The organism is Catenulispora rubra (assembly GCF_015356825.1).
Classification (GTDB): domain Bacteria; phylum Actinomycetota; class Actinomycetes; order Streptomycetales; family Catenulisporaceae; genus Catenulispora; species Catenulispora rubra.
On record NZ_JAACYW010000088.1, the window covers coordinates 1 to 20,779 of the forward strand.

The following is a 20,779-nucleotide window of genomic DNA, read 5'->3' on the forward strand; positions in this document are numbered from 1 at the left end:
AAGACCTTCGAGAAAACCCTGCTCAACCGCCATGTCTTCCATCCCGACTGGAACTACACAGTCCTCACGACACCGCGCACCGACACGACACACCCGAACTGAGGGAAGTTGTTTCTGCGTGGGCCCTAACCTCAGTGAGGCGCACTATGGCGTATGTAAGTCGGTCGTGCATGGTGCGCGCTCCTGGCGATCCGCACCACTAGTTTGCTGGCCGGATTCGACGTCCAATCGTCGGACAGGTGCGAGACGTGCCGCGCACCCGACGACTGTTTGCAGCAGTTTGAGGTAGCCCGGCCTGGCGATCAGAAGCGCTCAGCCCGCTGGCCCGTCAGACGGTCCGCGAGTTCGTACAGGTCGCGGTCTGGCTCGTCGTCGAACACGGCGAGTCGTACCTCCAACAGCCGGAGCGTCTTCCACATCTCGGCGTGCCGACCGAGGTGCGCTTGGATCTTCATGATCTTGGCGTAGAGCTCCTGATTGCAGTCGGCGTCGGCGACTGCGCGCTCCAGGACGTGCAGGGCGAACTCGGGGCGGGTGTCGGCGGTGAGGTCGGCAAGGCGGGCGCAGGCGTCGCCGAACCGGCGCGACTCGGCTTCACGGTCGACGATGAGCCAGTCGGCGTGGATGCCGCCGGCGAGGTGGCCACGGTAGCTGTCGATGGCGGCTTCGAGTGCTGTGATGCGTTCGGGCTCGTCGCGGGTGCGGTTTGCGGTGTCGAGGTGGTTGGTGAAGCGGGCGAGGTCGGTGGTGATGTCGGCAGGGTCGAGCAGGTAGCGGGTGCCGCGGTTGGTGATGTACATCGTCTTGGCCTCGCCGGTGGCGGCGCGGATGCGGGTTCTGGCGTGGTAGACGGTGGAGCGGAAGGTCTCGGCGCTGCCGTTGTTGGTGCCGTCGGGGTTGGTCCACAGGGCGGCGATGATCTCGTCGCGGGCGATGCCTGCGGGGTGCAGTGCGAGGAACGTCAGGATCGACGTCTCCTTGTTGTTCAGCACGACTTCGTGGCCGTCGACGGTGACGGTGACCGGGCCCAGGACGTTGACGAGGACTCGCGGGACCGGCGGAACGGCTGTGGTCGCCGTGGTCTGCGTGGGGATGGCGGCTTCTCGCGGAGCGGGGGGTTCGGCTGGCTGGTCGGTAACCGTGTCCTGGCCGGTGTCCGAAGCGGGAGCCAGCTGTGCCAGCAGTGCCTGCGCTTCTGAAGCGGACAGCGCGAAGGCTTGCAAGCCGTCGAGCAGTTTGTCCGCGCTGCGGGAGCGTTGATCGTCGTCGATCTCAGCTGTCGTCCCCGAGCCCCACGGCCCGAGAAGGACCGCGTGCAGATCGACGGTCCGGCCGACGTCCAGCAGGGCGGCCAAGCGCGGTGTGACGGCTGGCTCGGGTGTTGCGATCAGGACGAGCGGCTCCAGCGTCTGCTCCGGGTAGAAGCGACGCACGTCCGCTGCGTTGCGGACGCCGAGATCCGCCACAGTGCGGCGCCGGTCCTGGTACTCGGCCTCCAGCATGTCTACGGCGTCGTCCAGGTCCGTTGTGATCTCCAAGCGCGGACCGTATGAGTGCTCGTCACCCAGCAAGGTCGCGAGATCGGCCGAAGGAATGAGGACCCGCATGTGGTCAAGGCTCGCCAGCGGTCCACCGTTCGCGAGGATTCCGACGAGGAGCGCTCGGGCCGTGGTCAACGCGCCTGGGCCATTCAGGCCAAGGCCAGCATGGTCTCGCAGCGTCAGTTCGATCTCGTGGTCACCGTCGGTGCCGAACGTCAGAGAGCCCGGCGCGGTGAACTCCGCGTACGACGCAGGGATGCTCGGCCCGGTCAGGCCTGCCTGGGGCCGGGTCCCCAGAGTGGTGACGGCCTGGTTCGGTAGCGGGGCGTCAGGGCGGTCACGTTCAGGACCGTCGAGCCCGGAGAGGTACGGGTCATCGTCTTCGGGACCGAGGTCGCCGTCCTGGAAGTAGCCGAGGGCCGGCGGAGTCAGCGTCGCCAGATGAGCCCGCTCGATCTCGGCGACCGACTCGGGGACCGCCGGTTGCGGTGTGTCCATAGGGATCGGCCAGCGTGCGGTGGTGCGGATACGGCGTCGTTTACGAGCCAGCGCGATCGCAGCGGCAAGGGCACCAGCAAGGCCGATGCCGACCACTCCCCCGTCGGGGAGGTTCACGAACGATCGGTCGCGGTACGCCTTTGGCCGTGCGACGGCCTCGTGTACGAGAGCATTCGCAGCTACTGCGCTGGTGCTGGGAGCGGTCCGTACGGGGGAACTCGGCAAGTACTGTCGGGAGGACTCGGCACCGGCGCGGTTGGGCTGCGGAGCTGCGATAGAAGGCACAGTGACATCGGTCGGCCGTGGAGCTGCGGAGATCGGAGGCACGGCAGGGACTTCGGCTGCTGCGCTCAACGCGGGCAGTTCCAGAATCCAGCCGGGCAAGATCAGGTCGGGGTCCGACAGCCGTTGCCCGTCGGCCTGGACTCGGGCGTCGTTCGCGTCGTAGATTTCGCGCCAGCGCTCCGCGTCACCGAGGTGGCGCGCGGCGAGGTCCCACAACGTGTCGTCTGCGACGACTGTGTACGTCGATGTGGTGGCTGTGGCAGTCGCTTCGGCGGGGATGGCCGGCGCGGTGGAACTGGCGGCGGACTTGGTGGGTGTCGCGAAGCCAGTCTTGGCTACTGCTGGTGTCCGGGACGTGAGCACGGATACGGCTAGAGCGGTCAGCAGCACGGCCACCAGTGAGGCAGCGGGTCCTGCTTGCCGATCACGAATTGCCGGCGCAGTCTGGCGTGCGACCGCGATGGCATCGGCCAGCGCACCCGGGACCTGGACGACCAGCTGCCGGATGAACGCCGCCCAGTAGCACCACCCGACGATCCCGAGCAGGTCCAGGACGAAGCGCGCCCGGTCGATCCGCCATACGGCCAGCCACGGGCCCGCCTGGTTCAGGGACGTGGGCAGCGGTCGGGGGAAGGGGATGCCGAGTGATTCAGCGAGGAACCACGGGATCCCGCAGACGACTGCGACCAGGAGCGCAAGCGCGAGCAGCCCACGGACGGCGCGGGTCAGGGTTCTCATGGTGTGCTCGCATCCGAGGTGACAGGGTGTGCGGTCGCCTGGCCAGCGACGTGGATCACGTCTAGGCCGCCGACGTTCAGCAGCTGAGTTCGGTAGTCAGCCCTTACGGTGACGGTCACGGCATCGCCGGAAGCCGTCACCGTGTAGCCGTCGCCGGTCGCCGCGAGGTACTTTTCGGCGGCGGCCCGGGCACGCACCGGGTCCAGGGCCGCCCGTCCGGTCTGGCGGTAGGCGATCACGTCCAGGGCGTCCGCACCTGTTCGGGCAGCTTCGGCCGCCTCGCCCAGAGCCCGGTCCTTGGTGGACAGCGCCGCGCCGCCGTCGAGAACCAGCCCGGAAGCGAGGAGCAGGACCGGAACAAGAAGAACTGCCAGCACGATCACGGCGTGCTCCGGAACGGGTCCACGGGGCTGACCGACGAGGCAGTCAACGTCTGGGTACCAGGCACCAACCCGGTGATCTCCTCCAGCGAGATCTGGCAGGAGATCGTGACCCTGACCACCCCGCCGGGTTTGAACGCGGCAGTGTCGACCTTCACATCCCTCCGATTGCAAGCCGCGCCAGCCGGAATGCTCGCGGCTGAGCCCTGGCCGGCGACACGAGCCCGAGCAGGATCTGCCGCAAGCGAGGCGGCCCGGGAGGCGGCGTGCGCGGCGGTGTTGACGTCAATGTCGGCCATCGCCAGCCGTCCGAGGAGCACGACGAACACCATCACCAGCACCAGGAACGGTGCGATGAGCACCAATTCGACGATGCTGGATCCGGTGTCCGATCGCGGGGATCTCCACCTGCTGCTCACGTTCGGTCCCCGATCGTCTCGGTCGGCGCGGTGACCGTGACGTGCACGGGCAGGTCTAGGAACGGCACGATCTGCTCGGCGTATCCGCTCACCTCGACACGGACCTCCCTAGCACCGCGCTGCACCGTCACACGCCCCTCGTGCAGCGTGCTCTTGTCGAACTCGGCCAGGTAACGTTCGGCCGCGTTCTGGCCCACCGCCTCGGTGCCGCCTTGGACTCGAGCTGCCTCCAAGCCTCGAGACGCGGCCAAGTGCGCGATCTGCTCAGCATGGAAGTAGAGAACGAACGCGAACGTACTGAAGATGATCAGGCCGATCACCGGCATCGCGAACACCATCTGGACGGTGGCGGAGCCGGCATCACCGCCAGGTCTGCGTAACCGCAGGTGCATCAGAAGTGGATGCTCTCAGCCTTGCCCATGATCTTCGAAGTGAGCAGAGCCCCGACTCCAACAGCAATGAAAACAATGACCGCGATAGCGATGACGATCTCCGTGGTCACGCTGCCGCGGTCATCGGTCCGCAGGTCGCGCGCAAGCTCGCGGAAGCTTCGCGGACGCTGGCCGCACGATAGCAGGCTCCAGGCGCGGATGGTCAGTTCGGTCATTTTCGACATCACGGGTGTTCTTCCTTTGCTGGGTGGGAGGGAGAAAGCGAGGTCAGTTGAGTCCGGCGAGGACTTTCATCACCGATGGGAAACCGATAGCGATCATGAAGGCGAGGAACATCAGCCCGATCGGCACGCCGGTGCGTTCGGTCGAAGCCTCCGCAGCGGCTTGGACGTCGGCGAGTTGACTGGCGCGCAACACCTGCGCCTTCGCAGTTAGCGCGTCCTTGATACGTGCACCCTCGGAACCGGTCAGCGCCAGCGAGGCAGCCAACTGCGCCAGGTCCGGCGAGTCCAAGTCGTGGGCGAGCCGGGCGAACACCGCGGGGATCGGGGTGCGTGCGAGCTGAGCTTCGGCCAGGGCGGCGCGCAGCTTCGTGAACGTCGGCCCGTCCCCGATCGCAGCAGCATCGTGGAGCGACTGCTCGACGCCGCCCCCGGCCGCAAACGATGTTCCGGCCAGCTCTAGGAACATCGTCAAGGCAGCCCGAGTCTCAGCGCGCGCGGCCTTGGCTGCGGCGGCCGTGCTCAGCACAGGCATCCAGAACATCACCGCGACGGAGGCTGCGGTCCCAACCGCCAGGACGGCGCCGGGAGGATGCAGGCCGAGCACGCTGAACCACAGGTCTGACACCGGCGCGAGGATCAGCCCAGCCGCACCACTCGCTGCCTGCTGCGCCAGCAGATCCTCGGCGCTACGACCGAGAACCATCAAGTCACGGCCCGCCTTGGCGTTTGGAAGACCCAACTTGGCCAGCAGGGGAACGAAACGATGGCCTGCTCGTGCTGCCCAACCGCTGGCAGATTCCTGCGATGGGGCAGCGGGCCGGACAACGGGCGTGGGCGTGGACAGACGCGCCAGCACTGTGGCCGCCGACGGGGTGGGCGGGCGTAAACCGGCGAGCAGGAGCCATAGTCCCGTGCCGATCCCGACCCCGAGCACGATGGCTACCACGCTGCCACCGCCTGCCTGGAGTCCGCGATCGTCGCCAGGTGCGTAAGAACTCGTGGTTCCGGATCCGGATGCAGGATCTTGTCCATCCAGAGCAGCGCCACGCCGAACACCCCGGAGGCGACGACAAGCACGACTTGTCCGTGGAGGGTGTTGTAGGGAGCCATGAATGGCGGATCGCCGAACATCAACATGCCGAACAGCGCCAGCACCACACAGATGGTGACCCGGACCGACGTGCGCGGCTTCGCTTGGGAGGCGACGGCACGGCGCCGAATCGATGCCTGTTCGCGGGCGGAGGCGGCGACGTTGTTCAGTACCGCCGCGGTGTTCCCGGACTGTCTGCGGGAGGCGATAATCAGGCAGCCGGCGACGACGTCAGCGTGGCGGTCGGCGACCTGATCGGCCCAGGCCGCGACGGCTTGCGCCAGTGGCGTCCCGGAATCGATCTGCTCGGCCAACCGTGTACAGGGTGCTGTAATAGGCTCTGGTGCCAGGGGAGCAGCGGCCAATACTGCCTGCTGAAGTCCGGCCGCAGCCGACAACGTGTCGCGGAGCATCTCGGCGAACGTGGCGACGGCGTCTGACAGCTCGATCGCGTGCCGCGACACTCTGTCCGGGCCAAGGATACGCGGCAGGTGCCACAGCGCCAGGAAGCCGATCACGGCCATCGCTGGCCAACCGGTCCATGTCACCAGTCCGGCCGCACCAGCTACGCAGGCTGCGACACGCGGTTTCTGGCCAGTGAGTCGGCGCGGACTCAGGCTCGCGGCGAGCGACGCCCATCGGGACGGAGCCGCAGGAAGCTCTCCCGCACCGGATCGCAGACCCTTGACGATCGTGAGCAGTCCGATCGCGATACCGGTGCCGAAGAGCCCGCCGAGTAGCTGCGTGCCGTTCACCAGCTCTGCCTCTCCTGCTTGTGCGCGGCGAACGGGTCGTACCCGACCGTGGCCAGACGCTCAGTGAGCGGGGTGGACGGCGGGGTCGCGCGCACAGCCATACCGTCCGGCCCCGGCTGGTACAGCCTGTTAGTGACCACCCGGTCGCCGTCAGACCCGGTGACTTCGGCGACTTCCCGCACCACACGGCGACCGTCGGCCAGCTCGGCGACGTGGAGCACCAGGTCGATACCGTGCGCCGCGAGCCGTGCGACAGCCTCGGCCGGCGCGCGTTCCGGCGCGAGGAGTGCGTAGGTGATCAAGCGATCGAACGCCGCGTCTGCGGATTCCGCGTGCACCGTGGACAAGGACCCGTCGTTGCCCTGACTCATGGCCAGCAGCATCGGCAGGGTCTCGTCACCACGGACTTCGCCGACGATCACACGGCCGGCCGACAGTCGAAGCCCGGCACGGACGAGGTCAGCGGCGCTGAGCCGGCCCTTGCCCTCGGCGTTGGCCTCGCGGGACTGAAGTGCGTCCACGATCAGATGTCGCTCGGGGGCGGCATCCAAGGCGAGTTCGAACGCATCCTCGATCGTGACGAGCTTTTCGCAAGGGTCGATGGCAGTCGCGAGAGCCCGCAGCATCGTGGTTTTGCCCGCGCCCATGCCGCCGGCGATCAGGATGTTGCATCGAGCCTGAACCGCAGCGGTCAGGAAGTCTCGCAGCGCCACGTCGATCGTCCCGAGCTTCACCAGCTCGTCGAGGTCGATGTCGCGGTGCAGATGTCTTCGGATTGTCACACTGGGGCGCTTGTTGACCGCCGTGACAGCCGACATCCGCGACCCGTCTGGAAGTCCGATCGACAGGATCGGGGAGCCTCGGTCGAAGCGACGCTCCTCGATTCCGCTTCTCCCGGCGATCGTCCCCACCAGCTCGATCAACTCCGCATCGCTCGCGGCGACCGGCCATTGACCACGCTCACGGCGCTTACCGGCGTACTTCACGAATACGACGTCGTGACCCAGGACGTCGATATCTTCCACCCCTGGCAGCTCCAGATATCTCTGAAGGCCGCCGAGGCCGAGTAGGCGGTCGGCGACCGACTTAGCCACCAGGTCGGTGACCTCCCGTCGCGGCGATGGCAGGCCAGCAGACAAGGCAGCGGCTACCTCGGCCTGCAACTCCTGCACGCAGAGCCGATTCACTGCCGCACGGCGATTCGCCGGGTTCCACGAATCCTGCTCGGATTCGGCAACCAGGCGGGCGGCGACACGGTCTCCAACCCGCGCCACCATGGCTGTGTCCAGCATCGCCGTCACGCCGCTACCTCCGGCTCGGCGACAGCCGCTGTAGATGGCCGAGCGCGGCCGATGATGCCCAGGGCGATCTGTTCCACCGAACGCGCGTAGACGTTCCGGCGGCTCCTGGCGAGCAGACCCGCGTCAGGCGCCTCCGGAAGACGACCTGCCACCTCAACGCCAAGCGTGCGACTCATCTCCGCAGCGGTGTAGCCCGCCCCGCGCAAGACCAGGCGCACGTGGCTTCCGACCCTCTGGAGAGACTTGATCGCCACGTCCAACAGCCCGATCTCCTCCGGCACCGGACGCACCAGCAGCAGGACCTCATTGGCGACGGTCATAACGGGAGACAGGCGCCTCACATCAAGGCGACCGCAGTCGAGGACCACGACCGTTTCGGGATCGGCGGACACTTGCTCCAGCAGGCCGCCGGCCGCCGCGAGGTCAGCGACCGTCGCCTGCACACCGGCGGGATCGGTCGGCGCGACCACCACTGGCAGCCCTGACGGAAGCTGCTGTGTGTGCTCGCCGATGCGTACGCCCTGAACTGAGGGGAACATCGCCGCTGCGAGGGTCGTCAGAGACGGCGACGCTGCCAGGCCGAATCGGCCCGCGATCGTTCCGCCGACAGCATCCGTCTCGACAAGCGTCGCCGAGGCGCCGTGCGGCCATAGCGCCGTCAACGTCATCGCCAGCCGCGTCACCCCGGGCGCGCCCTTCACCGACGCGACCGCGACCAGCATCAGGAACCACCCGCGCTGCCGGGAGCCAGCACGATCACCGAGACGGGATTGCTCCCGGCCTGCCCGATTCGGGCTGCCGAGGCCTCATCGGTCAGCAACGACACGTCGACCGAGCCGGTCTCCTGAGCGTCCTTCACCGACATGACCGTCGCCGTCATCGCGTTCTTCAGCGGATCGGCGGGTCTTTGAGAGACCGGAGCGGTTACCTGGTCCTGAGCGTTGATCTGTACGGCCACCTGATCGCCGGCCTTCAGCTCCGCAGGGAACGCGCCCGCCTTCAGTTCAGCTGGCGCGACTGCCTGACCGACTGGCGGGAAGACTGCCGAAGTCCCGATCTTGCTCCCGGTCATCAGGTCCCCAGCTACCAGCGGAACAGTCGCGATATGCCCGACGACCTGGCTCTCCTCAGACTCCGGGATCAGCCCGACGTCGGAATCAGCGGCAACCTCTGCGGTCCGCAAGTCCTCGGCGACCACCTTCTGCCCTGCCGGAACCGGCGTGGCGACCTGCAGCACCGGAACCCGGCCGTCGATCGAGGACAGCAGTACACCGCCACCCACGCCACACAGTGCGACCAGGCCAGCCCCAGCCTTCACGTACGCCGGGCGGACCCGGCGCGTCGATCCCAGCCGACGCACGGACTTGGTCTTCGGGCGCGATGCCTCTTCAGGCTGCGCCTCTGCGGGCGGGGCCTGGCCAGGAATGACGGAACGCACGATGAACTCGCCTAACGCCAGAGAATGGATATCAGAACTCAGTGATCTTGATCGAGAACGATCTTCAATGGCTGTTGGTTACGAGCGCTGCGGCCTCAATCACCCGCACCGGGAATCCGGTAGAAGACTCCACGTCGGGGAACGTCCCGCCAGGCCCGAACCCGGTCCAGTCCACCCGCCACGTGATCGTCGTCGTGACATGGAACGCTCCGCCGGGCTCCATCGCAGAAGTCCGGCGGTAGATATGGCCGCAATCCGGTGACAGTGCCATCCCATCGCCGGTCGGATGTTCCGGGAATGGGGTGCCGGGACCAGCGCAAGTCTCAGTTGTCCCATCCCCCATGGACCACACGACCTGCCGTGGCGTGGCCGTCGCGGTCACTGTCACGCCGCCGACCGTCAGCGTCACCGACTTCGAACTCCACGAACCAGGCTTCAGCCACAGCCACACCGGCAAGCCCGCCAGTTGCGGCACATCAGCCCTCGGGCTCATCCCGACGTCGGGTCGGGGCATCACCAAGGCCTGATACGCGTGCTGCGCGAGTTGTTGAGCACTGACCGTCGGAGCAGCAGGATCGATCGGAGAGAAGAGGAGGGAGGAGTCGACCAGGTGTCCGTTGACGGTGCACTCCTGCTGCGTCATTCGCTCTGGCACGGACGGATCGCCGACCGTAACGACACGCTGCACCAGGGGAATGAAGACGGGTACTTCCTGGCAGACGCGCACGTTCGATACGTTCGCCGGTCCGGCCTTCGGGATGCTCGCCGACTTGGTCGAGGACCTGCCGTCGATACTGAAATGGCATTCTGGGGCGTCGGGGTTCGTCGAGCAATCCGCGCCCACGACCCAATCGCCAGCTGCTGACGCGTGGGCAGCGGGCGGAGCTGGAGCCGGTGAGCCGGAGGGTGCTGCCACTGCGGCAAGCAGACCGACGACGGGAATCGGCAGCCCTCTCACGAGCATGAGCCAATCGGGAAGATCGCCAGATCAGTAACCCGCCACACCAGATCGGACTCTGCCACCCGCGCCCGGATCAGGCGTCGGCCACCGGGTGCCGCTCCGGCCGGAGGGCGGCCGGTTCTCGGATCGATTTCAGGAGCCGTCGAGGTGTCCGCACAGTCCTCGATCATGGCCGCCGTGGGCGCGGCGCTTGGCGAGACTTGAGTCACTTGAGCATGGATGACCGGAGCACCGCGGGAGACCAGACCCTGAGCCTGTTCCCGATACAAGATCTTTACAAGCTCGGCCAGGGCCCGGTCAGTGGCGTGGTGGGTGAGAACGGAATCCTGCCAATCCGCCGTCCGAGCCGCGACCGCCGCGTCGGCCCACATACCGGTGTAGGCGCCCAGGGCAGCATCGCGTGCCTGGTACGTCGGAGGGGACACAGTTGATGGCTGCGAACTGGCAGGTGTTGGAGTCGCCGTCACTGGCGGCTTCGGCCCGGATGCCGAGCACCCGGCAGTCATCGAAGCGATTGCGATTGCACAGGACGCGACGAGTCTCGACGAAACCAAGCCGGGACGCTCCTTCACCTCCTGTATCCGCCATCAACGGATACGCTCTCACCTCGCAGAGATCTAGACTTTCCAGAGCGATCCATGAAGTAAAGGACTGACGCGACAGAAGGGTCAATATCACTCGATCGAGTGACGGGAGATTTTGATTCCGGCAACTACGCCGTCAGCTGCGCGACGTGACCAGGCTATGGATTGCCGCCCCGATGCCTGTGCAAGGAGAGTGCTGGTATTGCTGCAATTTGATCGTCGCGAAGGTCCTCCCACACGAGGCCAGTCGGCCGCCGCGGTTCTTCGCTACGAATCACTTCGTAAGGCGTCACGATCAGGTCCACACGAAAGTCGTGCGAGGTCTCAGGAATCAGTTCGTCGATGACTTGGAGAGCATGAACGGGCGCCACAATCACTGTCTCGGCTGTCACCAGTCCGGCCTCGGTAAGCAGAGCCACTTCGAGATCCGAGTAGCCAGCTCCCTTGCCGATCCGGGCTCCGGACCGGTTCACAGCGACGCTGCCGCAGACGACCATGTCGATGGGTCGCATGGCGCCCGTACCGATGTGGGGAGCAAGCTGTGCAGTCTGTCTCTTCTCGGCCGCCTCTCGCGCCGAGACCGTGAGCGTCTGGGGGTCCAGGAGGTAGAACGGCTCAGCCGTCGCCATTTTCGGCACAGCCATGTAGAGCAGCTTGCCATCTTCGAGCGCGCGCGTTCGGACAGCCAGTTGAGCCCAGTCAGGGTTGGCTTTGACCACCTGCGCCGCTTGCCACTCCGGCGTCTCCGCCAGACGCTCAGCCGTACGTTCGCTGCCGTAGAAGCCCGGGATCTTGCCGTAGGAGTCGGCCGGCACAGCCGACGCGTCGATGAGCATGCGCCAGACTCGCTCGCGAACGGCTTGCTTGGCTCCAAGAACGTCGGTCATCGTCCACCACTACCTAGATGGCAGCCATCAGCGCAAGTAGCCGATCGTTGATCTCCTGCACCGACGGCTCGCTGCGCCAGGGGCGCAACTCCCGGCCCGCCTGGAAGACGATGTTCAGCCCGCCACCGCCGCGGGTCAGTTCGACGGCGTCGATCGTCTGGTGCATCGAGGCTTCGGCCTCGTCACGTTTTCCTTGTCGGATCAGGCTCAGGGTCAGGTTGCCGAGCGCGATCGATTGACTCTTCTTCTTCGCCACGAGCGCTGACACCGTCCTGCGGAGCAGCGGTTCAGCGAGATCGGGCAGGCCCAGGGAGAGGAAGCAGGACCCGGCGAGCCGGTTGAACTCGTTGGGGCTGAAGTTGTCGGCGACGGTGTCGTCGGGCGTGACGCGGTCGAACTGGGCTTCAGCCTTCCCAAGAGCGGCCTCAGCCTCCCTACGGTCGCCGGCCATCGCGCTGCCTTCCGCGACGTGTAGCAGGCTGAGCCCGGTAAGTGCGGGACTGCACAGGCTCGCCACCTCTGCGGCCTCGTCGGCGAGCGTCAGCCCTTTGATGGGGTCCTTCTCTCCGTAAAGCGCGACGAAGCTCTTCCGCAGCACCGCGTAGGACTCGGTCAGCGGATCGCGAACCTGGCGCGCAACGCTCACAGCCTGGTCGAAGTACTCGACCGGGCCATCGTGATCACGTCGCTGGCTGACATCCCACACCAGCTGACCCATGAAGGTCGCCGATTCGGCTTCGACCTCGCCGAGTGCCTTCCGGACGCGGCTTCCCGTGGCGCTCTGGCGAAGATACGTGATCTGCCCGTGGACATGGCCGGCTACTCCGACAAGCGCGGTCGACGGCGACTTGTCGTACGACTCATCGAGCTGGCGGATACGTTCGTGAAGATGCGCCACGGCTACCAGATCAACGCTCGACGGGTGCTGTAGAACATAGGCCAGTCGCTCGCCCGGCTCGCTCTGAACGATCGTGATGCCGTCCAAGAGGGCTTGGAGCTCGTCGGCGGACACCCGGAGCGCACGGGCGAGTTTGGGACGGAGCCAGGCCTGCGGTTCGTTCTCCGCCGCCTCCCATCGGACGACGGTCGAACGTTCGACGCCCAGGTGCAGCGCCAGCTGCTCTTGGGTGAATCCGGCCGCCTTGCGACGCTTCGCGAACTTGACCCGCCTGCTCGCCACCTCATCACCTCACTCATCCAGCCCCTTCCGTAGCGTAGTCACTTCATTACGTAGTCGCAGGTCAAACCGAAGGATGCCTCAAAAACGCCTCAGAAGTGCGGCATCGTCGCTGTGGGACGCCGCTGATCAGGGGGCTTTGCTGGGTGGCAGCCGGGCCGACGACTCGTCATCCCCCAGAAGGTCGGCCCGGCCCCGATCGACCAACGTCAGCGATGACAAAGGGGCAGCCATGGCGTTACCCATCTACGGCTACATGCGGATCGCGACAGACGCAGACTGCCCGGCCGAGACCGAGCGCGTCACAGCAGAGCTGGAGACGTTCGCGCGGCAGGAGGGCTTCTCGCTCGAAGACGTGTTCATCGAACACCTGGGAGCGAAGAACCCGGCGTTCGATGGTCTGATCGAACGCCTCAAGAGGTCTGAGACCAGGAACGTACTCGTTCCGTCGCTATGGCATTTCGCTCGGCTTCCCGGACTCCAAGAGGCCATGCGTCAGCACATCCAGAGCGAGACCGGCGCCCATGTCTGGGTCGTCCAAGGAAAGCGGCGGTGAGGTCATGAGTGAGCAGATCGAAGGCGCGTCCGCGGCGTTCCGGGGCTCAGAGCGGCAGATCCTCGAACGTCTGGGCACATTCCGTCTCCACGGCGTCGATCCCGAAGCGATCAACGAGGCTGTGCGACAGGCCAAAGCAGGTCACAGCCATATCGAATGCGCGGGTACGCGCTTCGAAGTCTCCGCCCCGAACTGGTCGATCGTCCAGGACGTCTACGGCTGCGCCAGAGGGCGGGGGTGTCGGCACGTCTCCCAGGGACAACGCGACGGTTTCGAAGCCATAATCCGTGCTCGAACGAACGCAGGGCAGTGAGCCGTGTCCCACTACTCCATCACGCTCTCCGGCAGCGCAGAGTGCGTCCACGAAGTACGTGTGTGGGTCCGCAGCAGGCTTGGCGAGAATCCCGGGGTCGATGACGTGGTGCTGGTCGCATCAGAACTCGTCACCAACGCCATCCGGCACTCTGCCAGCGGTCGCCCCGGCGGCGCCTTCACGCTGCATCTCTCCGTCTTCACCGATCGCTGGCACGTGCGCGTGGACGACGCCGGCGGGCTCAACGTGCCGCGGATTCAAGCGGTCGACGACGACCAGGACGAAGCCGGCCGAGGCCTGGCCATGGTCGCCAGCCTGTCGCTGCGGTGGGGCGTCTTCGGCGACTACCGCGCCCGCGGCGTGTGGGCCGAAGTCCCAATTCCTGAGAGCGCCGCGCACCCGGCGGCGAGAGCGAGGCTTATCTCCCGCTGCTAAGTGACTTGGAGAACCGCTGTCACTCTCGGCCAAGCCGAGCGATTGAGCGGGACCGGCCAGCACGGAGCTACTGCACTCGCCTTGCCAACACAAAGTGGTCTGGCAAGTCGATCCGTTGAGTGACACGGTTGGGTAGCTGGCTAGGACGACGCTGCAGCCGTTGAGGGCATGCCCTACCCGATCATGCTCGGTCTTCGAGCGCACGGCCGAGCGGTCATCGCTCCTGACGAGTACATCGGGACCCACGTCGCTGACCTGGCGACCGGATGCAAGTCGTTTTCTCCAACCGTCGTTCCACCACTCCAGAGTGCGGCCAGCCAACGCCGCGTGCCGAACAGTTCCGAGACGCGCATAAGAGAGTTCCGGACCAAGACGGCGACTTGACCATCCTGCAATGATCACGCTAGGGCCGTATTATCTCCATCGAGCACGAACTGAGCACCGTTGCGGGCACAGGCCACATCTATATTGAGGGACGCCAAGTAGTGACAACACCTGGACACAAACGAGCCCAAGAGATCCTTGCATCAGCTGAAACAGAGTTGACGGCTGCCTTCCACAGGGCGGAGGCGAGTTTTAAACACATGGGTGACCGTGGTGGCGCCCGCGAATCAGCAGTTCGATCTTTCCTTAGCGATCAGCTTCCTACTCGGTTCGCGATTTCGTCCGGGGAGGTTATGGACGCAGCTGGCAATAATTCAGGACAGACCGATGTCGTCATATACGACAGCCTTAACACCCGCCCGCTTTACGTCACCGACGGTGTCGCCCTACTTCCAGCCGAAACGCTTTTGGCAACGGTTGAGATTAAATCGACAATCAGCAAGACCGAAATAGAAAAGGCCGTTGGTGGCATGAATAGGCTGCGCACGCTACGCCCGTGGGATGCCCCTTGGTCCGCAGCAAGACGCGACGGTCATCCCGCTGACGACGGGCTGCCTAGGATCTTTACGACCGTCTTCGCATTTGCAACCGATCTAGCTAAGTCAAATTGGCCAACAAACGAGATGCTACGACTCCGCGAATGCTGCGCTGCGGCCGGACTGCCGACTGCATACTTCGATCGACTGATCGTCCTCGATCGCGGAGTGCTACTTCCTTCGACAGGGACCGTTTACGCGCCGACGAACGAAAAGGGGGCTCTCGGTTCATGGTTTTTCCAATTGGTCAGCTTCTTGAGCCGTGAAGCCGCTAGGCGCGAACAGTTCCCATGGGACAGGTACAGACTAGACGAGCGGGACAGCTGGCTGCGGGTTGCAGAAAAAATTGATGACGCCCCCGTCGCCACACGCGCAACGGAGAGCGACAGGCTTAAAGCCCGCAAGGATAGAAATGAAATTGCTTTTAGAGAAAATTAACGACTACCTAAAAACCGAGCCACCCACAGAGAGTCCCGCAGCTCGACCCGCACAGTTTGAGCCGAAACCGGCAATACACCGACAATGGGTTTGGCGACAAGCTACGTGGACAGCCCCGCATCACGCGCCAGCTCCAATACCTTTGGCCTGGAGGTGACCTCGCCGGGGGCTTCCACATACGCGCGACGAACGGCGGCGGCCACGTCGACGTGGTGGCCCGTCCACTGGCCGTAGAGCCGAGCGACGTCGATCCAGTAGCGCGCACGGCGCTCAGGGGTTGGAAGCCTCACCGGGTCCAGCGCCCGAGCCGCATTTACCCCGCCCCCGACGTTGCCCAGGGCGTTCTCCATGGACAGCCGGTAAAGCCCGGCCTGCGCCGGGCCGAAGAACCACATCCCATGTGCCACGTCCGAGGGGAAGCGTGCAGCGATGGACTCCGCCTCGCGCATGTAGTCCTCAGCACGGCCTGCATCGCCAGCGCTGGCGGCGCTGTATCCGGCGGTCAGGAAGAGGTGCCCGTAGGTGGCGAAATCGTCGGACGTGCGGAGTCCTCCGTCGGCGAGCTTGCTCGCGGCGTCAGCCGTGATCGTGTAGGCGGTGCGAGAGCGGCCGGAGTGCCGCAGGGTCATGCAGCGGCAGTACTCGGCTTCGGCCTGGGCGAGCCGGTCGCCAGACTCCGCGGCGGCCGTCGCCGCGCGGTCGGAGGCCAGCAGAGCCAGGTCGTCCTGCTCGGTCTTGATCAGATACTCGGTCGCCAGCGTCCACATGTCCGTGGTGAGACGCTTGTCGCTCCCTGATACCGCCCGGTCCATCAAGCCCGGCAGACGCTTGCCCAGCGCTGCGTGCTTTCCGAGGCGGAAGTCGTTCTGAGCCTTGGCGAGCTGCGTGCGCAGCTTCTCAGGCGCCTCGGTGATTCCAGTGGGCCGGAACATCGCGGCCTCAACGGACAGCCCGGCCGTACCCAGCAGCAGGTCGCGACGATCCAGCACAGGATTCTCCTCGACGGTTTCGGCTGGTTCGATCCTGCCAGCTGAGCGTTGTCTTGGGAGCGATTTCGCCGCTCGCAACACGCCGATCTCAAGTTCCAACACCGCGGCGACGTGCGGCAGCCAGAACCGGCCCGGCACCACTTTGCCCTTCTCCCAGTTACGCCATTCGGAGCGGTCGAAGGTAGGTCGGATGGTCCGAAGCTCATCGACCACATCACGCTGCGATTTACGCAGCTCACAGCGTCGCGCGAGAATCAGCGCCGCGAGATCACTGTGCGTGTCCCCTGATTTACCCCCTGCCATGTCCCCTGTATTCCCTCTCTGCCACCGCAGCTATCGGCAGTTGCATGAGCAATGACGGGGCGACTCCGAGCCCCGCTCAGCAGATGGGAGAGCACGATGACCACGGTCACCAAGGCGAGGAAGGCAGCGCTGTTCATCGGGCCGGATCGGCTCCGGGTGCAGAGCCTGGCCGAGTCGCACGAGTACAAGAAGAAGTCCGGCTCGTCGGACACCGCGCACACGTACGACACCACGGCTCTGTGATCGGGCAGGAGGGCCGCTGACGTGCTGACGTTCCAGCTCACGCCGTATGCGGACGCCTCCTGGACGCTCGTCGGCGGCGCTTACACCGCCGCCGACGGCGCCAGCCGCGTCACGCCGATCGACCATTCGATGGTCGAGCACACCGCCTACACCGACGGTCAGCGCGTGCTGATCGTGATCCGGGAGAAGATGACCGGCTGCGTCGCCGCCGTCCCCGGCGTTCACAACATCGGGCCCTCCCAATTCGACGCGCAAGCCGCCACAGCAGCCGACTGGCCGGGCGATGTGGTCGTGATCAGTACTGCGCCGGATTTGCCGGTCACGGTCACCGCCGGGGCCGCCCGAACGACTCACCTGTACCTGTCCGCCGGCCCGAGAAGCCTGCACGGATCCTGGGACATGGCCGACCTCAAGGGCTTCGCCGGACGCCTGCACGCTGTGGAAGTCGCCCGGCTGTTGGTGTTCCGACCGAGGTATTCGACGCAGACCGTGTTCGAGGGCATCCAGCGGCTCACCGAGCGCGCAACCGCACACTTCGGCGGCAGCCTCGTCATCAGCTACCCGCAGCCCGCCCTGCACCACGACCCGCGCGAGTTGGCCGAAGGCGCCGATGTCCTCGGTGCCTTCGTCGAGCTGTTGCACGAGGCGCTGGACGCTCATCCCTGGGATGCGGAATCCACCGTGTTCCACCTGTCCGGCGGGTTCGACTCCGGGTGCATCGGCACGACCGCGGCGAAGCGACGCCCTCACAAGGTGCGCACCGCCGCACTGCTGATCGACGGTCCCGGCCGAGCTCAACAGGAACGGCGCCGCGCCGGCATGCGGGACACGCTTCCGTTCGCCGACGACGACACGACAGTGGACGCAGCGAGACTGCTGCCGCTGGATCCGGAGTGCACGCGGGTGCAGGACAAGCTGATCAGCCCTTACGAGGAGCCGCTGTTCTATCCGTTCAGCCTGCTCACCAGTGCGCTCGCGGCGAAGGGCGCAACCGCGGTGGTGACTGGTTTGGGAGGCGACGAGCTGGTGGCCCTATCGCAGGAGGAGGCGCCCCACCTGGATCTGAACCGGATGCCGGTGCTGCCTCCATGGATCGGGCCCGCCGCAGCCACGCTGCTGGAGTACGCCGATGTCGGCACAGCGCCACCTGCACCGATCAACTCGATGACTCTGCTGGCGCTGGAGTCCACGGCGCCTCCCCTGCTGCGCTCCGGCATCTGGCCGATCCATCCGTTCGCGTGGCCGGCTCTGGTCGAGTTCGGGGAGCAGCTGCCGTATGACTGGCGCGACTTCAAGCAGTTGCAGCGCCGACTGCTTGAAAGCCTCGGGCTGGGCATGGAGGTTGTCCGGCCCGTTCATCGGGAGTCGTTCGCCGAGATCGTCGAACGGGCCCTGACCGGTTCCGGCGTCACGCTCCTCGAACGGATGCTCGCTGACGGCTCGCCGCTGTTCGATGATCGCCTCGTCAACCCGGACGCAGTCTCTGCGGCAGTGAAGCGGATGCAGGACGGGAACTACGCAGAAGGCGAGGAATCCAAGCTCCTGGAAGTCGTTCACCTGGACCTGGCGACTCGCGCTTTCCTCAGCTGACCAGCGCCGCCGTGCCCGCCGCGAACATGCGCTCCACCTCCGGGAGACGCTGGGCGCGACGGGCCATGAGGTAAGCCAGGTTGTTCTTCCGCTGCACCTCGTGGACCAGCTCGAAGCCCTGCGTGGCGTAGTACCTCATGAGATCGATCTCGATGGTCCCGCGCCGGACGAACTTCCGACCCTCGCGCGCCGCCTTGTCCACTGCCCACCAAGCGATCAGCGATCCCAGCTTGGCATGCCGCCATGACGGGTCCGTGCAGGTCGTGAACAGGTAGAGGCTGTCCTGCGCAGCTTCGTCCGACGTCCAGCCCCAGGCCGGTTTGTCGTCGGCGACGGTCGTGCAGCCGATGACCCTTTTTTCGGCGGTCAGGACCCACATCGCTGTTCCGTTGACGGCCGCCTGGCCGGCAAGGTCGTCGATCGCTTCCCTCCAGCTCGGCAAGCCTCGGCTCTCCATCCACTCTGACCGGGCCGCGATCACGGCTGCCACAGCGGATACGTCCTCGGGGCGAGCCCGCCGCATCGCCAACATGCGGACACCTCCATGCGGAAAGACCTGGTCAACAGATGACCCGAGTCTTCCACGCTTCGACGAGCGGCCGTGCCTGGACACGGAAGAATCAAGCCTCGGTCGTCGCCGCTTGCCTGGCACCAGTCCCCGCCCAGACAGCAGTCATGCGGCGTGCTGCACCAACCGCCTAGTAGGGATGCCAACGACGCGGGCGGTCCAGATCGCGGAGATCAGCCAGCCGCATCGTGAACTCGTCGCTGATGACGGGATCGTCAGCGGCCCTCTGCGCCAGCCAACACACCATGCGGAGCAGCTGGACCGCCGCGATTGTCGGGAACGCTGGATCGTCGGAGGGGTCTTCGCCGTAGGCGGCACAGAACGCGGCGTACTCGGCTTCCGTGTGCCAACCGAGGTCGCGGTACACGGCCGTGATCATCAGGTCCCAGATACGGGGCCCGAGGCAGAAGCCCTCCAGATCTAGCAGGATCGCCTCGTCCTCTGCGGTGAGCAGGATGTTGCCGATGTTCGCATCACCGTGAAGCACGACGTCCTGCCGCCCAGCCAGAGCGACCGGGAATTCGACCTCCCGCTGGGCGATCATCGACTCCAGCTCTTCGCGAGCCTCAGCATCGAGGCCGGGCGAGCCGGCAAGCCGTTGGCGCATGCGGGCGAACGGGTCGAGCTTCGGCAGCGCGAGGTATGGGGGCGGGACCAACGTGTGCAGGTCCCTGAGGATTTCCGCGAGCCGATCCGGGGCCGTCCACTGGCCGGCTACCGCGTGCCAGAACGTCACCGGGAGCGCACAGGTGGCGTCCGGCTGCACGACATCGAACGGACGTTCGACGGATAGACCGGACGAAGTCAGCCACCGCGCAACACGCACTTCCTGCTTAGCCGCCGCATACCGTTCTGCGAAACGGCCGACCTTGGCGATCAGGTCTATCGCGTCGTTCCTGAAAACGGCGCGTTCGCCGATCCGGACAGTACGCCAACCATCCTGCGGCAACCCCGCGCAGGACACGGCGTCAGCCAGCACTTCCTGTGCCACCTGGGCGAACAGCGGATCCTCCAGACTCTAGGAGCACTCAAGGATCAGGCTATGGCAGCACGCGTGATCGACTCCGCCTCCGCAGGCACCGCACCGGGAAGCCGCTCCATCCACGGCCGTTTGGCCGCTTCCTGCCCCGGGCGTACGACGAAGCCGAGCGGTGCGTAGTAGTGGACTGCCAGCCGGCGGTTGGCGGCGTTCAGCAGCAGTGTGGTCCCGGTCGCGTCCGCTGCGGCCAGGACTGCGGCGATGACGTCGAGCCCACCACCGCGGCCGGTCGGCCAGGCCCAGAAGCTCGTGATCTTCCAGGTGGACTCATCACCGACCGTCGCCGCGCGGAGGTCGAGCCCGGCGCGCAGGTCAGCGTTGAGAACCACGGTGACCTTTGACGAGCGTTCCTCCCACAAGAGCGCTCCATACCCGCCGAGCAAGCACGAGACGAAGAGAAACGTCCTCCAGCCGATTCCGCCCTGTCCACGGAAGCGGATCGGCGTGACGAGCATGTTCACCCAGCGACGCAGCCTGACCCGACCGCCGCAGGGCCCCAGGCGAAGCCCTTTCGCGGCCGCAAGCTGCTGTAAGAACCCGTCACCATCCCCGTCTCGGGGGCTCGCACTCGTCACTCGTCAACGGTAGGGCGCGGCGAGCCGCGAAGCAGGTAACAACCCTCCAGCATCGCACCGCTGATGGCATAGATCAAAGCCTTGTCACCCTGCGGCCAGTAGTTATCCACAGATCGTCTCTGGAGTAGCGATCGACGCCA

At 65.9% G+C, this 20,779-nt stretch carries 23 protein-coding genes; 6 read left to right on the top strand and 17 right to left on the bottom strand.

The annotated features are described in order from the left end of the window. Window positions 1–302: 302 nt before the first annotated feature. The 13 genes from GWK61_RS61555 to GWK61_RS23770 form a co-directional block, all read right to left on the bottom strand. On the bottom strand, window positions 303–3,062 hold the full coding sequence (locus GWK61_RS61555) for an AfsR/SARP family transcriptional regulator (RefSeq protein WP_194911423.1): 2,760 nt from the start codon (window positions 3,060–3,062) through the stop codon (window positions 303–305). Further along, window positions 3,059–3,445 (bottom strand): hypothetical protein, encoded by a 387-nt coding sequence (locus tag GWK61_RS23715; RefSeq protein WP_194911424.1) that lies wholly within the window; start codon window positions 3,443–3,445, stop codon window positions 3,059–3,061. The genes GWK61_RS61555 and GWK61_RS23715 overlap by 4 nt, the downstream gene beginning before the upstream one ends. Continuing rightward, complete coding sequence (locus GWK61_RS23720; protein WP_323747716.1) at window positions 3,442–3,861, bottom strand: TadE/TadG family type IV pilus assembly protein; 420 nt, start codon at window positions 3,859–3,861, stop codon at window positions 3,442–3,444. The genes GWK61_RS23715 and GWK61_RS23720 overlap by 4 nt, the downstream gene beginning before the upstream one ends. Next, a complete protein-coding gene (locus GWK61_RS23725; RefSeq protein ID WP_194911426.1) occupies window positions 3,858–4,253 on the bottom strand; it encodes a TadE family protein in 396 nt (131 codons plus the stop codon). Before GWK61_RS23725 ends, GWK61_RS23720 begins: the two co-directional genes overlap by 4 nt. Next, window positions 4,253–4,477, bottom strand: a complete 225-nt coding sequence (locus GWK61_RS23730; RefSeq protein ID WP_194911428.1) for a hypothetical protein — start codon at window positions 4,475–4,477, stop codon at window positions 4,253–4,255. Before GWK61_RS23730 ends, GWK61_RS23725 begins: the two co-directional genes overlap by 1 nt. A gap of 43 nt (window positions 4,478–4,520) precedes the next feature. Further along, entirely contained in the window at window positions 4,521–5,423 is a 903-nt protein-coding gene (locus tag GWK61_RS59710; RefSeq protein ID WP_194911430.1) for a type II secretion system F family protein, read from the bottom strand. Continuing rightward, window positions 5,417–5,980, bottom strand: a complete 564-nt coding sequence (locus GWK61_RS23740) for a type II secretion system F family protein (protein ID WP_194911432.1) — start codon at window positions 5,978–5,980, stop codon at window positions 5,417–5,419. The genes GWK61_RS59710 and GWK61_RS23740 overlap by 7 nt, the downstream gene beginning before the upstream one ends. A gap of 338 nt (window positions 5,981–6,318) precedes the next feature. Beyond that, window positions 6,319–7,614 (bottom strand): TadA family conjugal transfer-associated ATPase, encoded by a 1,296-nt coding sequence (locus GWK61_RS23745; protein WP_228562838.1) that lies wholly within the window; start codon window positions 7,612–7,614, stop codon window positions 6,319–6,321. Window positions 7,615–7,619: 5 nt separating this feature from the next. Further along, the gene (locus GWK61_RS23750; protein ID WP_194911433.1) at window positions 7,620–8,345 is read right to left on the bottom strand and encodes a CpaE/TadZ family protein; all 726 of its coding nucleotides are present in this window, start codon (window positions 8,343–8,345) and stop codon (window positions 7,620–7,622) included. After that, entirely contained in the window at window positions 8,345–8,905 is a 561-nt protein-coding gene (locus GWK61_RS23755) for an SAF domain-containing protein (RefSeq protein WP_194911434.1), read from the bottom strand. The genes GWK61_RS23750 and GWK61_RS23755 overlap by 1 nt, the downstream gene beginning before the upstream one ends. Before the next feature lie 220 nt (window positions 8,906–9,125). Next, window positions 9,126–9,905, bottom strand: coding sequence for a hypothetical protein (locus GWK61_RS23760; protein WP_194911435.1), 780 nt, complete (start codon window positions 9,903–9,905; stop codon window positions 9,126–9,128). Between the two features lie 859 nt (window positions 9,906–10,764). Then, on the bottom strand, window positions 10,765–11,493 hold the full coding sequence (locus GWK61_RS23765) for a 5-formyltetrahydrofolate cyclo-ligase (RefSeq protein WP_194911436.1): 729 nt from the start codon (window positions 11,491–11,493) through the stop codon (window positions 10,765–10,767). A 13-nt stretch (window positions 11,494–11,506) separates the two neighbouring features. Continuing rightward, window positions 11,507–12,673, bottom strand: a complete 1,167-nt coding sequence (locus tag GWK61_RS23770; protein WP_194911437.1) for a helix-turn-helix domain-containing protein — start codon at window positions 12,671–12,673, stop codon at window positions 11,507–11,509. Window positions 12,674–12,902: 229 nt separating this feature from the next. On the opposite strand from GWK61_RS23770, the gene GWK61_RS23775 reads away from it, so the two are divergent. The 4 genes from GWK61_RS23775 (at window position 12,903) to GWK61_RS23790 (ending at window position 15,332) form a co-directional block, all read left to right on the top strand. Further along, window positions 12,903–13,226 (top strand): recombinase family protein, encoded by a 324-nt coding sequence (locus tag GWK61_RS23775; RefSeq protein WP_194911438.1) that lies wholly within the window; start codon window positions 12,903–12,905, stop codon window positions 13,224–13,226. Window positions 13,227–13,230: 4 nt separating this feature from the next. After that, window positions 13,231–13,539, top strand: a complete 309-nt coding sequence (locus GWK61_RS23780) for a hypothetical protein (RefSeq protein ID WP_194911439.1) — start codon at window positions 13,231–13,233, stop codon at window positions 13,537–13,539. Between the two features lie 3 nt (window positions 13,540–13,542). Next, complete coding sequence (locus GWK61_RS23785) at window positions 13,543–13,974, top strand: ATP-binding protein (RefSeq protein ID WP_194911441.1); 432 nt, start codon at window positions 13,543–13,545, stop codon at window positions 13,972–13,974. Between the two features lie 485 nt (window positions 13,975–14,459). Then, a complete protein-coding gene (locus GWK61_RS23790) occupies window positions 14,460–15,332 on the top strand; it encodes a DUF6602 domain-containing protein (protein ID WP_323747717.1) in 873 nt (290 codons plus the stop codon). Window positions 15,333–15,433: 101 nt separating this feature from the next. Here GWK61_RS23790 and GWK61_RS23795 read toward each other — a convergent pair whose 3' ends face one another. Then, the gene (locus GWK61_RS23795) at window positions 15,434–16,321 is read right to left on the bottom strand and encodes a hypothetical protein (RefSeq protein WP_194911443.1); all 888 of its coding nucleotides are present in this window, start codon (window positions 16,319–16,321) and stop codon (window positions 15,434–15,436) included. 399 nt (window positions 16,322–16,720) lie between these two features. On the opposite strand from GWK61_RS23795, the gene GWK61_RS23800 reads away from it, so the two are divergent. Both GWK61_RS23800 and GWK61_RS23805 read left to right on the top strand, forming a co-directional pair. Next, the gene (locus GWK61_RS23800; RefSeq protein WP_194911444.1) at window positions 16,721–16,867 is read left to right on the top strand and encodes a hypothetical protein; all 147 of its coding nucleotides are present in this window, start codon (window positions 16,721–16,723) and stop codon (window positions 16,865–16,867) included. 21 nt (window positions 16,868–16,888) lie between these two features. Then, window positions 16,889–18,457, top strand: a complete 1,569-nt coding sequence (locus GWK61_RS23805; RefSeq protein ID WP_194911445.1) for an asparagine synthase-related protein — start codon at window positions 16,889–16,891, stop codon at window positions 18,455–18,457. Here the strand turns inward: GWK61_RS23805 and GWK61_RS23810 are convergent. The 3 genes from GWK61_RS23810 to GWK61_RS23820 form a co-directional block, all read right to left on the bottom strand. Further along, on the bottom strand, window positions 18,450–18,938 hold the full coding sequence (locus tag GWK61_RS23810; protein ID WP_228562836.1) for a hypothetical protein: 489 nt from the start codon (window positions 18,936–18,938) through the stop codon (window positions 18,450–18,452). The genes GWK61_RS23805 and GWK61_RS23810 overlap by 8 nt on opposite strands. Window positions 18,939–19,155: 217 nt before the next feature. Further along, a complete protein-coding gene (locus tag GWK61_RS23815; RefSeq protein WP_194911448.1) occupies window positions 19,156–20,016 on the bottom strand; it encodes a phosphotransferase enzyme family protein in 861 nt (286 codons plus the stop codon). 44 nt (window positions 20,017–20,060) lie between these two features. Further along, window positions 20,061–20,519, bottom strand: a complete 459-nt coding sequence (locus tag GWK61_RS23820; RefSeq protein ID WP_194911449.1) for a hypothetical protein — start codon at window positions 20,517–20,519, stop codon at window positions 20,061–20,063. Window positions 20,520–20,779: the final 260 nt, after the last annotated feature.